The sequence below is a fragment of the Novosphingobium sp. ST904 genome (assembly GCF_001298105.1).
Classification (GTDB): domain Bacteria; phylum Pseudomonadota; class Alphaproteobacteria; order Sphingomonadales; family Sphingomonadaceae; genus Novosphingobium.
Genome location: NZ_LGJH01000166.1, coordinates 89,780 through 103,202, shown reverse-complemented (window position 1 = coordinate 103,202; position 13,423 = coordinate 89,780). Strand labels below are relative to the sequence as shown.

At 63.8% G+C, this 13,423-nt stretch carries 17 protein-coding genes and 2 pseudogenes; 9 read left to right on the top strand and 10 right to left on the bottom strand.

Annotated elements, in window-relative coordinates; all coding sequences use genetic code 11:
* Positions 1-23: 23 nt before the first annotated feature.
* A complete protein-coding gene (locus ADT71_RS28470) occupies positions 24-419 on the bottom strand; it encodes a hypothetical protein (protein ID WP_347812920.1) in 396 nt (131 codons plus the stop codon).
* Positions 420-573: 154 nt separating this feature from the next.
* On the opposite strand from ADT71_RS28470, the gene ADT71_RS28465 reads away from it, so the two are divergent.
* Complete coding sequence (locus tag ADT71_RS28465) at positions 574-903, top strand: UrcA family protein (RefSeq protein WP_165913177.1); 330 nt, start codon at positions 574-576, stop codon at positions 901-903.
* Positions 904-963: 60 nt separating this feature from the next.
* On the opposite strand, the gene ADT71_RS28460 is transcribed toward ADT71_RS28465, so the two are convergent.
* From ADT71_RS28460 to ADT71_RS28450, 3 genes are all read right to left on the bottom strand, one after another.
* Positions 964-1,719, bottom strand: a complete 756-nt coding sequence (locus ADT71_RS28460) for a LytTR family DNA-binding domain-containing protein (RefSeq protein WP_054442077.1) — start codon at positions 1,717-1,719, stop codon at positions 964-966.
* Positions 1,712-3,004 (bottom strand): sensor histidine kinase, encoded by a 1,293-nt coding sequence (locus ADT71_RS28455; RefSeq protein ID WP_054442076.1) that lies wholly within the window; start codon positions 3,002-3,004, stop codon positions 1,712-1,714. The genes ADT71_RS28460 and ADT71_RS28455 overlap by 8 nt, the downstream gene beginning before the upstream one ends.
* A gap of 126 nt (positions 3,005-3,130) precedes the next feature.
* Complete coding sequence (locus ADT71_RS28450; RefSeq protein WP_054442075.1) at positions 3,131-4,654, bottom strand: fumarate hydratase; 1,524 nt, start codon at positions 4,652-4,654, stop codon at positions 3,131-3,133.
* 286 nt (positions 4,655-4,940) lie between these two features.
* Here ADT71_RS28450 and ADT71_RS28445 point away from each other — a divergent pair, with 286 nt between their 5' ends.
* The 5 genes and pseudogenes from ADT71_RS28445 (at position 4,941) to ADT71_RS28425 (ending at position 8,363) form a co-directional block, all read left to right on the top strand.
* Complete coding sequence (locus ADT71_RS28445) at positions 4,941-5,534, top strand: protein-L-isoaspartate O-methyltransferase (protein ID WP_054442074.1); 594 nt, start codon at positions 4,941-4,943, stop codon at positions 5,532-5,534.
* Positions 5,535-5,536: 2 nt separating this feature from the next.
* A pseudogene (locus ADT71_RS28440) lies at positions 5,537-6,990 on the top strand (TolC family outer membrane protein).
* Between the two features lie 72 nt (positions 6,991-7,062).
* The gene (locus tag ADT71_RS28435) at positions 7,063-7,515 is read left to right on the top strand and encodes a DUF2497 domain-containing protein (RefSeq protein WP_054442073.1); all 453 of its coding nucleotides are present in this window, start codon (positions 7,063-7,065) and stop codon (positions 7,513-7,515) included.
* Positions 7,516-7,561: 46 nt separating this feature from the next.
* Positions 7,562-8,050: a thioesterase family protein gene (locus ADT71_RS28430; RefSeq protein ID WP_082370616.1), complete on the top strand. Its 489-nt coding sequence runs from the start codon at positions 7,562-7,564 to the stop codon at positions 8,048-8,050.
* Positions 7,989-8,363, top strand: coding sequence for a ferredoxin (locus ADT71_RS28425; protein ID WP_132468626.1), 375 nt, complete (start codon positions 7,989-7,991; stop codon positions 8,361-8,363). The genes ADT71_RS28430 and ADT71_RS28425 overlap by 62 nt, the downstream gene beginning before the upstream one ends.
* 9 nt (positions 8,364-8,372) lie before the next feature.
* Here the strand turns inward: ADT71_RS28425 and ADT71_RS28420 are convergent, their stop codons facing one another.
* Complete coding sequence (locus ADT71_RS28420) at positions 8,373-8,666, bottom strand: hypothetical protein (protein WP_054442264.1); 294 nt, start codon at positions 8,664-8,666, stop codon at positions 8,373-8,375.
* Positions 8,667-8,849: 183 nt separating this feature from the next.
* Here ADT71_RS28420 and ADT71_RS28415 point away from each other — a divergent pair.
* The 3 genes and pseudogenes from ADT71_RS28415 to xth all read left to right on the top strand — a co-directional run bounded on the left by ADT71_RS28415 (position 8,850) and on the right by xth (position 10,462).
* Positions 8,850-9,274: pseudogene (locus ADT71_RS28415) on the top strand (CBS domain-containing protein).
* 82 nt (positions 9,275-9,356) lie between these two features.
* Positions 9,357-9,689: an iron-sulfur cluster insertion protein ErpA gene (erpA, locus tag ADT71_RS28410; RefSeq protein WP_054442071.1), complete on the top strand. Its 333-nt coding sequence runs from the start codon at positions 9,357-9,359 to the stop codon at positions 9,687-9,689.
* Entirely contained in the window at positions 9,686-10,462 is a 777-nt protein-coding gene (xth, locus tag ADT71_RS28405) for an exodeoxyribonuclease III (RefSeq protein ID WP_185998345.1), read from the top strand. The genes erpA and xth overlap by 4 nt, the downstream gene beginning before the upstream one ends.
* A 122-nt stretch (positions 10,463-10,584) precedes the next feature.
* Here the strand turns inward: xth and ADT71_RS28400 are convergent, their stop codons facing one another.
* From ADT71_RS28400 to hpf, 5 genes are all read right to left on the bottom strand, one after another.
* Positions 10,585-11,148, bottom strand: a complete 564-nt coding sequence (locus tag ADT71_RS28400; protein ID WP_369818362.1) for a cell wall hydrolase — start codon at positions 11,146-11,148, stop codon at positions 10,585-10,587.
* 285 nt (positions 11,149-11,433) lie between these two features.
* Positions 11,434-11,766, bottom strand: a complete 333-nt coding sequence (locus tag ADT71_RS28395) for a DUF1491 family protein (protein WP_054442068.1) — start codon at positions 11,764-11,766, stop codon at positions 11,434-11,436.
* Between the two features lie 3 nt (positions 11,767-11,769).
* Positions 11,770-12,255 carry a PaaI family thioesterase gene (locus ADT71_RS28390; protein WP_054442067.1) on the bottom strand — a complete coding sequence of 162 codons (486 nt, stop codon included), beginning with the start codon at positions 12,253-12,255 and terminating at the stop codon, positions 11,770-11,772.
* Positions 12,245-12,706, bottom strand: coding sequence for a PTS sugar transporter subunit IIA (locus tag ADT71_RS28385; RefSeq protein WP_054442066.1), 462 nt, complete (start codon positions 12,704-12,706; stop codon positions 12,245-12,247). Before ADT71_RS28385 ends, ADT71_RS28390 begins: the two co-directional genes overlap by 11 nt.
* Before the next feature lie 128 nt (positions 12,707-12,834).
* Entirely contained in the window at positions 12,835-13,404 is a 570-nt protein-coding gene (hpf, locus tag ADT71_RS28380) for a ribosome hibernation-promoting factor, HPF/YfiA family (protein ID WP_054442065.1), read from the bottom strand.
* Positions 13,405-13,423 lie beyond the last annotated feature (19 nt).

The window sequence follows — 13,423 nt, the reverse complement described above, 5'->3', positions numbered from 1 at the left end:
GCGCCGCCGAAACGGGTTCCCGCCTAAAGTCGGCGGTTGGCGACTAGCCAGGCAGAAATGCCGTTGAGGCCGCTATAGAGCAGGTAGATCCACGCCCAGCCCGACGATCCCGCCGCCACCATGACCATCGCGCCGAGCAGCATCGCGAATTCCACCAGCAGGCTCAATCGCCCGCCGAGCGGCCGGAAAAACCACGGGATCTGAGAAAGCATCGGGTGCCCGCTTTCGAGCACCGCCTTGTGAGCGGCGAAGTTGAAAATTCCAAGAAGGAAGACGACGACCAGTCCCATAAGTACATACAAATCGTACATCGAAAGCACTGCTGCGACCAGTGCTCCAGAATAGTCATCTAATCGGCTGCGTGATTCGCAGTTGTCGTTTGCCGAATGGCAATCAGCGGCAAGTCGTTCGTCGGCCACGGACGTCGTTCATCCCCCGATCCACCCCTTCGTCGAAGTTGAACAGCCAGCAGTCGACCCTCGCGTGATGCCGTGCCGATTCGGCGGCACAAGGAACTCACAGAGCCGGAAGCGATCAACCGCAACATACGGCTCACCTTTGGAGGAAGAGACGATGTTCAAGACCAACATGATCGCCGCCGCTGCAATTGGCCTGGCTCTGGGTGCAGCTGCCGCCACCGCAACTCCCGCTGCTGCCAAGACCACCAAGGTCTACTACAGCGACCTGAATCTCTCCAGCCCGGAAGGTCAGCGCAAGCTGGACCACCGCATCGAGATCGCCGCTCGCGAAGTCTGCGACTACAACCGCACCGCCACCGGGACGCGCATCCGCAGCGCCGAAGCGACCGAGTGCTACGTCCAGGCCCGCGCCAATGTGCGTGAACAGGTCGCCAGCGCCGTCACCAGATCGAATTCCGCCCAGCACTTCGCGATCAGTCAGTAAGACCGCGCGAAGAGCGTCACGAAGTCCCTAAAAAATAATCTGGATGCTACCTGGCGGGCCCTAGCGGCCCGCCATCTTTTTGACAGTCGGCAAATAGGTTCGGCCGATCCGCAGGGCATCGCCGCCCGCCGTTTCGACCGACCAGACGCCGAGACCCTCGTGGCGCAGCCCGGTCACATGATCGCGGCGCAGGATGCAGCTGCGATGGATGCGGATGAAGTGTTCCGGATCGAGCCGCTCCTCAAGGCTGGTGATGGTCTGGAGCAGCAGGTAGCTCTGTCCGCGCACATGAAGGCGCACGTAGTCGCGCTCGGCGTCGATCCGCTCGACGTCGGCGGCCGGAACACGCACGAGTTCCGAGCGATGCGGCACCCAGAATTCATCGAGCCACTGGCTGGCCGGCTCGGTCCGCTGCGTTCCGCGCCTGGACATGACGCGCCCGACGGCGCGCTCCAGCCGATCGGGCGCGACCGGCTTCAGCACATAGTCGATCGCGTCGAGATCGAACGCCTCCACCGCGAATTCGTCATGCGCGGTGACGAAGATCACCGCCGGCGCATCTTGCTTGCCGGAAAGCCGACGCGCGACGGTAAGGCCGTCAGTCTCTGGCATGGTCAGGTCCAGCAGGACGAGATCGGGCGTCAGTGCCTCGATCAGGCGTAGCGCCGCCTGACCGTCGCTCGCCGTGCCGATCACCGACACCCCCTCTATCCGGGAGCAGATGACCTGCATGCGCTCAACTGCGAGCGGTTCATCGTCGACGATCAGCGCGCGCAGCGGCGCGGCGCTTGAAACTTCAGGACTGTTTTCAGGCAAAACCGCGCTCCAGGGGCAAGCGTAGCGTCGTGGCGAAGCCGCCCTCTGGGCGCTTGCCGGATTCGATGGTGGCAGCCTCGCCATAACGGGCGCGCAGGCGGTCCCGCACATTGCCGAGGCCGATCCCGAAACCGCCGCTGTTGTCCGGGCAGCCCGGACCGTCATCACTGACGGCGATTTCCAGCATGTCGCCATCCCGCCTTGCATGAATGGCGATCGTCACCGGCCGCTGGGTAGCAGCAACGGCGTACTTCACCGAGTTCTCTACAATCGGCTGGAGGATCATGCCCGGCACCATCGCACCGAGAACGGCATCGTCAACATCAATCGTCGTGACCAGGCGATTCGGGAAGCGCACGGCTTCTATTTCAAAATAGAGCTTCTGCATCTCGATTTCGTCGATCAGCGCGAGGTCGTTGGTCGGATCGTCGGACAAGGTTCGGCGGTAGAACGTCGAAAGGTTCTGGATCATCTTCTCGGCATCGTCCTGCCGGCCGATCATGACCAGCGCGGAGAGCGAGTTGAGCGTGTTGAACAGGAAGTGCGGGTTCACCTGGTAGCGCAGCGACCGCAGCTCCGCGGCGGCGGCGGCGCGGCGATATTCGCCCTCGCGCCATTCGGCGGCGCGGGCCTCCTCCGCCTTCACGAGCGCAAAATAGAGCGCTGCCCAGGCGAGGACGAGGAAATAGCGACCGAACGTGATATCCGCGAAAGCCGCCCAGTGCGCATAGCTTTCCCCGAACACCTTGTTGGTGTGAATGGTGATCGCGGAATCGGACGTCTGCGTGTCCGTGGTCGCCGAGGCGTTTCCGCTTGGATCGTCCGAAGGCGCGGCCTCGCTCGCGCTGCCGTCCGGCATGACCGACTTGGGCAGGTCGACAAGGATGTTACCGGCTTCGTCGCGGCTGATCCGCACCTTGCCCGCAGCCACGGCCGCGGCTTCTTCCTCGTTGCCGTAAGCCTGGGTCGTCACGATGTCGGAGAAGATCGCATCGTTGATGAGCGTCAGCGCCAGCGACAGCGGCAAAGCCCCCACCAGCACCACGACCAGTCGCATCCCCGCCGACTTGCGGTCCAGCAATTGCAACAGCGGCCAGACCGCCGCCATGAGCAGCATGGAGAGGATACAGATCGTCAGGCGCCGGGAGATGATCGGCCAGACCAGTTCGTATCCGACCACCGCCCCCCGCAGGGTGGCGACGAGGAAGAAACAGGCCCAGAGGGCGGCAAGCGATAGCAGGACGAGCCGCGCTGGCACGCGCGGCTGATTGGCGACAGTCGTCATCCCGGAGGGATAGCGCGAAATATCCCGTCCGCGCCAGTTCCCTGATCGAAGCGGAACCGACGTTCGTCGAACCGGCCCGACCGGAACGATCGATCCGGCGAAGCGCTCCGCCGGAATGACCTGAACTTACGCCGGAAGCAGATGCTCCCTGGCGATCTTTTCCTTCCACACCAGCGGGGCGAGCTGGTGGACGTTCTTGCCTTCGGAATCGACCGCCACGGTCACCGGCATGTCCTTGACGGTGAATTCGTAGATCGCCTCCATGCCAAGGTCCGCAAAGCCGACGACCTTGGCTTCCTTGATCGCGCGGGCGACGAGGTAGGCGGCGCCGCCAACGGCCATCAGATAGGCCGACTTGTGCTTGGCGATGGACTCGGTAGCGGCAGGGCCGCGTTCCGACTTGCCGATGCTGGCCAGCAGACCAAGGTCGAGCATGGTGTCCGAGAACTTGTCCATGCGGGTGGCGGTGGTCGGGCCGGCGGGGCCGACGACTTCCTCGCGCACCGGATCGACCGGGCCGACGTAGTAGATCACGCGGCCCTTGAAATCGACCGGAAGCTCCTCGCCCTTGGCGAGCATGTCGGCGATGCGCTTGTGCGCGGCATCGCGGCCGGTGAGCATCTTGCCGTTGAGCAGCAGGCGGTCGCCCTGCTTCCAGCTCTGGACGATCTCGGGGGTGAGGGTGTCGAGGTCGACGCGCTTGGCGCCGGCATCGGGGGCCCATTCCACCTGCGGCCATTCATCGAGGTTGGGCGTTTCGAGGAAAGTCGGGCCCGAACCGTCCAGCGTGAAGTGCGCGTGACGGGTGGCGGCGCAGTTAGGGATCATGGCGACCGGCTTGCCGGCGGCATGGCACGGCCAGTCCATGATCTTGACGTCAAGGATGGTGGCCAGGCCGCCAAGGCCCTGCGCGCCGATGCCAAGGGCGTTCACCTTGTCGAAGATCTCGATGCGCAGCGCCTCGATATCGTTCTGGGGGCCGCGCTGCTTGAGTTGGGCCATGTCGATCGGCTCCATCAGGCTCTGCTTGGCAAGCTTGACGCAGTGTTCGGCGGTGCCGCCGATGCCGATGCCCAGCATACCCGGCGGGCACCAGCCCGCGCCCATCTGGGGCAGCATCTCGATCACCCAGTCGACGATGGAATCGCTGGGATTCATCATCTTGAACTTCGACTTGTTCTCGCTGCCGCCGCCCTTGGCCGCGACGTCCACCGAAACCTTGGAGCCCGGCACCATGCTGACCGAGAGCACCGAAGGCGTATTGTCCTTGGTGTTGCGGCGGGTGAAGGCGGGGTCCGCCAGCACCGAGGCGCGCAGCTTGTTCTCGGCATTGTTGTAGGCGCGGCGCACGCCTTCATCGACCACTTCCTGCAGCGACTTCTCGGATTCGAGGCGGCAGTTCTGGCCCCATTCGATGAAGACGTTGACGATTCCGGTGTCCTGGCAGATCGGGCGATGCCCTTCCGCGCACATGCGGCTGTTGGTCAGGATCTGCGCGATGGCGTCCTTGGCCGCCGGGCCCTGCTCCGCCTCGTAGGCATCGCCCAGCGCGCGGATATAGTCCATCGGGTGGAAGTAGCTGATATACTGGAGGGCGTCGGCGACACTGTCGATCAGGTCGTCTTCGCGGATCGTCACCATCTGCGTCATGGAAAAATGCTCCCGTTTTTCGGATCGCGTGATTTTGCCGGCTCCTTAGACCCGGATTGGATTTTGCGCAAAAGCGCATTTCACGCGTCGATTCTTGTGTTCCACGCGCCAGTGGTTGCGTCTCGGGGAACGGTATCGTCAAAGCGTCACGATTGATCGACCAAGGTATTTCAAACCGCTTGGCCTCAATCGCCGCTTCGCCTAGAAGGCCGGGCATAAAGTCCGTATTTGCGGGGGTACAGGCGTCTGCCGTCCTTTCCCGCGACAGCATGAGGAATAGGCCGCAATGACCTTGACCGAGGATCGGTCCGCCACCGAAGCACGTCACGCGATGATCGTCAGCCAGCTGCGTACCAGCGGCGTCAACGAACATTGGGTGCTGAACGCAATGGCCGGTATCGCCCGCGAGGACTTCGTTCCCGCCACCATGCGCGATGCCGCCTATATCGACCGTGCGATCCCGCTCGGGAACGGCCGCTTCCTGGCCGCTCCGCTCGTGCACGGCAAGATGCTGGCCGAAGCCGCTCCGACCAAGGAGGACAAAGTCCTGCTGGTGGGCGAAGTGAACGGCTATCTCGCCGCTTTGCTGCGCCCGCTGGTCGGCTCGCTCGAAGTCGTCGATCCCGCCGAGGTCGCCGGTCTGGCGGGTGAGGGCGGCTATTCGCTCGTGGTGATCGACGGTGCCGTCGAGGAACTGCCTGCTGCCGTTGTGGCCCAGGTTGCCGAAGGCGGCCGCGTGGTCACCGGGATCATCGTGCGCGGCGTCGCTCGCCTCGCCACCGGTCTCAAGACCGCGGGAGCCGTCTCGCTCCTGCCGCTGATCGAAATGGGTATCCCGGCCCTGCCGGAGTTTGCCGCTCCCAAACCCTGGAGCTTCTGAACGTGGCCCGGTTCGCAAGGCGCGCCGGGCTGCTCGTGGGGGGATGTCTGATACTGGCGATGCCGGGCGCGCCTGCGCTGGCCGACACCCTGCGCGACGCGCTCATTGCCGCATACCAGACAAACCCCACGCTTGAATCGGCGCGCGCCCAGCAGCGCGCGACCGACGAGGGCGTGCCGATCGCACGGGCAGCAGGCCTGCCCAGCGTCAGCACGACGGAAACGTTCGTCAGGAACGTGAAGCAGAGCGAAAATTCGCTGACTGCGCCGTCGAAGATATTCACCGCGGATGGGCAGCTTGGCGTGCCGATCTATTCGGGCGGCGCGGTGAAGAACCGCATCAAGGCCGCGAAGATCCGCGTCGAGGCCGGACAGGCGGACTTGCGCGCTACGGAAGCCTCGATCTTCTCGCAAGTGGTCGCCGCCTACATGGACGTGATCCGCACCGAGGCGATCGTCGGTCTCAACCGCAAGAACGTCAGCGTGCTGGAAACCAACCTCCAAGCCACCAGCGATCGCTTCCAGATCGGCGATCTCACCCGCACCGACGTTGCCCAGTCGCAATCACGCCTGGCCGTCGCCCAGAGCGACTTGCTCACCGCCGAGGCGAACCTGGCCGCGCGCGGGAGACTTATATCCGCTTCGTCGGCAGGGCACCCGAAACGCTGGAAGCCCCGCCGCCGCTGCCCAACCTGCCCACCACGGCCGACGATGCCGCCGCGATCGCACTCGATTCCAACCCCGACCTGATCGGCGCGCGCGAGCGCACCAAGGCGGCGGACAAGGATATTGACGTCGCCGGGGCCAGCCGCCTGCCCACCTTGCGACTGTTTGGCCAGGGCACCTACAACAATTACTTCAACACGCTGGCGCGCGGCGCTGTGAACGCGAACATTTCGCAGAGCGATTCATCCGCGCAGGCCGGGGCGCAGCTGTCGATCCCGATCTTCCAGGGCGGCCTTCCCGCCGCCCAGCGCCGCCAGGCCCAGGCAACCGCCTCGGCGACGCTGGAACAGGAGATCGCCACCGAGCGTGACGTCATCGCGCAGGTCCGTTCGGCCTATACCTCGTGGAACGCGTCGAACGACCTGATCCGATCCTCGCAAGTGGCAGTGGATGCGGCCGCGCTCAGCCTCGAGGGCGTTCGGGCCGAGAACTCGGTGGGCAACCGTACGATTCTCGACATTCTCAATGCCGAGCAGGAGCTCCTGAACGCACAGGTCACGCTCGTGACCGCGCGGCGCAATGCCTATGTCGCCGGCTTCACGCTGCTGGCCGCCATGGGTAAGGCCGAGGCCCGCGATCTCAATCTCGATGGCGGGATTCTCTACGATCCGCAGCTCAACTATGACCGGGTGAAGGGCAAGTTCCTCGATTGGAGCAACGATCCGGCACCCGTCGCAAAGGCCACCCGCACCGTTGACACGCCGGTGCAGGATGGGAACATTCAGGAATAGTGATGTCCCGCCTCGAATCGAGGCGGGGTTTCGCCGCGTCCGATGGGCGCGCGATCAACAGGGGCTAGAGTCATGCGTCAGAGCGGTGAACCTTCGGTCGAGGAGATTCTCCAGTCGATCAAGCAGGTGATCGCGCGCGACAATCGCACGGCCGCCAAAGTCGAACGGCAGCGCCGTTCGAACGAAGGCGTCACTGCCGTCATGATCGATGACGAGGATGACGATGTGCTGGAACTGGGCGAAACCGCGCAGCTCGCGGCAGATGCCCCCGGCATCGAGGATGAACCCGGCCTGCTGCCGGACCAGGCCCGCAACTCCATGCGGGAATCGCTGGCCGCGCTTGCCATGCTGTCCGAACCGGGCGTACCCCCGCAAATCGTCCGTTCGGGAGAGACTTCGCTGGAATCGCTCACGCGCGAACTGCTGCGCCCGGCATTGGCCGAATGGCTGGACAAGAACCTGCCGCCGATGGTCGAACGCCTCGTCGCCGCCGAAATCGCGCGGATCGTCGGCAAGAAGGGCTGAGCGTTCGGGCTGGACCATCGGCCCGCGGCTTCCTACCTTCCGCTCCATGGCAAAACCCGATCCCGCGCTGCTCGATCCCGCGCGTTACCCATTCTCCTGTCGGATCGAACCGCGCTTCGGCGACCTCGATCTCAACATGCACATCAACAATGTGGCCATGGCCGGCATGCTGGAGGATGCGCGCGTGCGGTTCTTCCGGGAGGCGGGCGGTCACAAGCACCTCGCGGGCCTCTCTACGATGGTGGCCAGCATCTCGATCGATTATCTGGGCGAGACTCACTATCCCGATGCCGTGACCGTCCACGGTGCGATCGAAAGGCTTGGCCGCACCAGCCAGCAGGTCGTGCAAGTGGTGATGCAGGGGGATAGCCCCGTCGTCTTCGCCCGCACGGTGATCGTGATGGTCGGCCTGGAAGGTCCGGCTCCGCTTACGGACGGATATCTGGAAAATGCCGGACGTGGATGTTCCGGGCGTGAGTACTTCCGCCGGGGACATCGCCAAGGCATCCGAAGCCCTCGCCAAGGCGGGCGGTAACGATATCCAGCGCCACATCTTCATCTGCGCCGAACCCCAGAAAGGCGAATGCTGTTCGCCGGAAAAAGGCGCGGCGGCCTGGAAATACCTCAAGAAGCGGCTCAAGCAACTCGGTCTCGACGGGCGGGGAGGGGTGGCGCGAACCAAGGCGGACTGCCTGCGCATCTGCTTCGCCGGGCCGGTGTCGGTCGTCTGGCCCGACGGAGTCTGGTATCACTCCTGCACGGAAGAGGTGCTGGAGCGGATCATCCAGGAGCATCTGATCGGCGGCCGGCCGGTGGAAGACTATCGCCTGCACCCCCCGCAGGACTGACCCTTTCCGTCAGGGCGTGTGTTCGTCTTCCAGCGGATCGACGACAGACTCGTCGTGGCCGGTCCCGCTCGACAGGAAAACCAGTCCCATCAAGGCGGAGGCCAGCAGCATCGTGAATCCGATGCCGAGCGCGGCGGCGATGTAGAAGTGGACCGAAACCATCCCGTTCGAACGATAGAGCAGGACGACCGAGGCGATCACGAGGGCCAGCGTGACCGTCATCATGTAGCGCATGATGCGAAGATAGCGCGCCCAGGCATGAGCGGCCTTTTCCGGGTCATCGAGAGGCGAGCGGGGTATCATCGGCTCCATGTGAGGCTTCCGGCCGCACCGGGCAAGAGCCTGTCTGCACCCTTTCGGGAATCCGCCCGGGCATGGCCGAAGTGGCAGAGCGCCAAGGCCTGTGTTACTCTGCCTGCGAAGACCTCGTCCGAACGAGGCTTCACGCCTTAACAGGGGCCAGATTCACGAAGGGAGATTGCGACGATGACGATCGGGCATATCATCGAAGGCCGTGAAACCGTTCTAACCTGCCAAGTGACATGCACCGTCAGCGAGGCGGCGGGAATACTCGCCGATCGCCGGATAGGTGCGCTACCGATCTCGACGGCGAGAAGCTCGTCGGCATCTTTTCCGAACGCGACGTGATCTACCGCCTGCGGGAATTCGGACCGCGCATGCTGAAAATGACGGTCGGCGATGTCATGACCACGCCGCCCTTGACCGTGGAACCTTCCGGCTCGGCTCTCGCCGCTCTCGCCCTCATGACCCGGCGCCGCATCCGCCATCTGCCGGTGATGGAAGGCGATCGCATGGTCGGCTTCGTTTCGATCGGCGACATCGTGAAGTACAGGATAGACAAGGTGGAATCCGAAGCCGCGGCCATGCGCGACTATATCCAGATGGCATAGCCCCTGACGGGCCAGGCCGGATTCCTTCACGCGGCGTACCGCGAACCTTGCCGGGCAGGGCGGGGAGGCCTACATCCGGGCCATGGATCAGCAAACCGTCACACTCAGCGCTTCGGCGGCCTCGCGCGTCGCCACGATTGCCGAAAAGCAAGGCAAGCCGGCGATTCTTCGCCTCTCGGTAGAAGGCGGCGGCTGCTCGGGGTTCCAATACAAGTTCGGCCTCGCCGAAGCCCCCGAAGCCGACGACACCGTGGCCGAGACCGATGGCGTGCGCCTGCTGGTGGATTCGGTTAGTCTGGATCTCGTCAGCGGCTGCGTGGTGGACTACGTCGAATCGCTTGGCGGCGCGGCATTCCGGGTCGAAAACCCCAATGCCGCCGCAGGCTGCGGATGCGGATCAAGCTTCTCCGTATGAAGAAGATCGCCACGTTCAACATCAACGGCGTCAAGGCGCGCCTGCCTCGTCTGCTCGAATGGCTGGAGGAAACCCGGCCAGCGGTCGCCTGCCTTCAGGAGATCAAGAGCCAGGACGAAGGCTTCCCGATCGCCGAGTTCGAGAAGATCGGCTACAAGGGCATCTGGCACGGCCAGAAGGGTTTCAACGGCGTCGCCATTCTTGCCGATGGCGAAATGCCGGTCGAAGTGCAGCGCGGCCTGGCGGGAGAGCCCGAGGACGAGCATTCGCGCTACCTGGAAGCGGACGTGTTCGGCCTCAGGGTGGTGTGCATCTACCTTCCCAACGGCAATCCGGTGCCCGGTCCCAAGTTCGACTACAAGCTGCGCTGGATGGAGCGCCTGCGCCGCCGCATGGACGCGATCCGCGCCGAGGAAGTCCCGGCAATCGTAACCGGCGACTTTAACGTAATTCCCACGGACCAGGATGTCTGGTCTCCGCCGGCCATGGCAGCCGATGCCCTGATGCAGCCGGAATCGCGCGATGCCTATTTCCGCCTGCTCGGCGATGGCTGGACCGATGCCATTGCCACCCATAACCCGCGCGGCGGGGTCTGGACCTTCTGGGACTATCAGGCCGGCGCCTGGCAGCGAGACCATGGCTTCCGCATCGACCATGCGCTGCTTTCGCCCGAACTGGCGGACCGCCTCGTCTCCTGCGGTGTCGACAAGGCCTATCGCGGCCGGGAGAAGGCCAGCGACCACACGCCGGTATGGGTACAGCTCAGGGACTAGGCTTCCCGCCAGCCCGCCAGATACGAGGAGGGGAGCGAAAGCGGTGCCTGTTGCACCGGTTTCGCTCCCCTCGTCATTTCAGCGATAGGGCCTGCGAGGCCCTGGAGCCTCGTGCCGGTCGATCAACGATAGAAGATGTGATTGTCCACGCGCGCCAGCTTGGTGAGGCGCCAGTTCGGCTCGACACGGGCCGCGTGGAAGAACAGCGCGCCGCTGACCGGGCTCTTCCAGCTCTTCTCGACAGCGATCTTGGCCACTGCCACCGCTTCACGCCAGCCCGAGGACTTCTCGCGAACCTTGGGCATCTTCTTGCCCTGCACGAAGGAGAACTGCGAAGGCTGATAGACCACGCCGCAGTAGCTGGCGGGAAAACGGCCGGACTCAGAGCGATCGATGATCACGCGGCCAACCGCAAGCTGGCCTTCGAGCGTTTCACCGCGCGCTTCGAAATAGATCGCGCTTGCAAGGCAGCGCATCTCGCGGCTCAGCGTACCGGGCACCGACTGCTGCGCAACGAGCTGCGCAAGCGTTTCGGCGTCGACGGGCGAATCCTGGGTGTCGTCTTCGTCGGCAACGCTTGCCGTTTCGGCATCGGCGCCTTCCGCGGAGGGGAGGGGCTGGACGACCGGCTGCGATACGAAGATCGGGTCGAGGTTCGATTGAGCCTGGACCAGAACCGGTGCCAAGGCCGCGGCGCCCGAACCCTGCGCGCCGAATAGGGTTGTCAAAACCGTAGCGGCCAGCGCAACCGCGCTAGCCCACTGAACTTTGCTTCGCATCAAATCTAGTCAAAGGCGGTGAACCAGTCCGACGCAGGCGGGAACCGAATGCCTCAAGAGGCGTTCACTTCCAGACGAACCTGCCGACGATTCCCCGTCTGCGTGCTAGCCGGGCTGGCCGAAATGCTGCCCGAGCCGCTTCCGCGTGTGCGAAAGGGCAATTAGCTTGCATGGCCTGCAAGTCAACACAGTTTATTCACCATGCCCGATGAAGCGTTCGGGCTTCGCGACGTCCAGTTCAACGACCCAAAGATCGGGGTCCTGTTCTCCGCGGCGCGCGACATACTCCGAAAATGCGAGTCTTTCGGCGGGATCCTCCCGGCGCGTGCAGTGCCAGGCGCGGGTTCCGTCCAGTTGCGGCAAGCGTTCATAAGCCCGCGCGTCCCGTCCATTCTCGAGCAGGACGAGCATGATCGTCCCGGCGTCGCGCTCACCCTTGCTCAGGACCATGCCAAAGCCGCCCGCAGCCTCCACGCTGCGGATGAGGCCCGATACTTCGAGATGGGCGGGAAGGCGGGCGTCCATCGCTCAGGCCGTTCCCGAATAGCCGGGCAACCCCGAAAGCGCGATCCGCGAGCGCATGAAGGTACCGGTTCCCCGGCCAACCTCGTCGCCTTCTTCATCGATCAATCGCGATTCCGCCACCAGTACCCGGCGACGGCCGCTGACCCAGCGTCCCTCCGCCACGATGGTACCGCCCTTGATGGGCTTGCTGAGCAGCAGATTGAAGGACGTTGTCAGCAGGAAGCGATCCGTGACCAGGGTGTTGGCGGCGTAGAAGGCCGCATCGTCCAGCATCTTGAAGTAGATCGTTCCATGCGCTGCCCCGGCTGCATGGAAGCAGTCCGGTTCCACGTGAAACGTGATGCGGGCAAGGCCCTCTCCGGGAACGTCCAGACGTGACCGGAACATGCTGTTGATCGGCGCCGAAGCGTAGAGACCTTCCAGCGCCCGCCAGTGAAGACCGGCGCCGGACACGTCCGAGGCGCCGGCATCCAATTCCTCAGGCGGCATCGCGGTCGATGACGTTGCTGAGCAGGCTGTAGAGCGCTTCCGGTCCCGGTGCGTCGATAAGCGCCTCGTGCATGCGTTCGTCACGCATCATGCGCGAGATCGCGGCGAGGGCATGAAGGTGCGTGGCACCGGCATTCTCGGGCGAGAGCAGGCCGAAGACGAGATCGACCGGCACACCATTGGCGGAATCGAATTCCACCGGCGCGCCGAGCCGCATCACCACGGCAACGGGACGGCCGAGGCCCGAAATACGGGCATGAGGAATGGCGACACGACGACCGAAGCCGGTGCTGCCCAGTTCCTCACGCTCGATGATTCGCGCAAGAACGGTTTCGCGATCGAGGTGATAGACCTCGGCGAAAAGATCGGCGAGCGCGCCGAGAATGACTTGCTTGCTGTCTGCGCTGGAAGTGACGACTGCGTCAGGCAACAGGGTAAAAAGACTGCTCATCTGCGTTTCTGATTCTGGCCCAAAATCGGTTGCCAATACTTAAACGTCCATAACCCCCGGAAAACCGGGGGTTACTTCCTTCTTCTTCAATAAGAAGTATAGACGCCGGATCGGTGTGGCGGTCGGCGTCAGTGCGGTTCGACCCAGCCAATCGAACCGTCGCCGCGGCGGTAAACCATATTATGGCGTCCGGTGCCAGCGTTTTTGAACAGAAGCGCGGTCGTATTGCGCAAGTCCAGCATCATCACCGCATCCGAAACGGTAGCTTCGGGAACGTCCACGCGGGTTTCGGCGATCACCACGGGTGCGTCCGCGTCGAAATCATCTTCGACTTCAACGGTAGGCTCTTCGAAGATGGTGTAGGCCGCTTCCTCGATCGCCACGGCGTGCGCGATCTGCTCGTGCCGATCCTTGAGACGACGCTTGTAGCGACGAAGCTGCTTGTCGATCTTCTCCGCCGCCTGATCGAAGGAGAGGTGGGCATCCTGCGCAAGGCCGGTGCCCTTGAGTACGAGATTCTGCATCACATGCATGATGATATCGCAGCGGAACGATCCGGCAGGTGCTCGACCGAAAGTGACCTGCGATGACAAGGCGCGATTGAAATACTTGTCGATGATGGCGGTCAATCGCTCCTCGGTGTGGATCTGCAGGGCTTCACCGGTGTCGACCTGATGGCCGGAAACGCGGATGTCCATGGGCGATTACTCCTCTGCT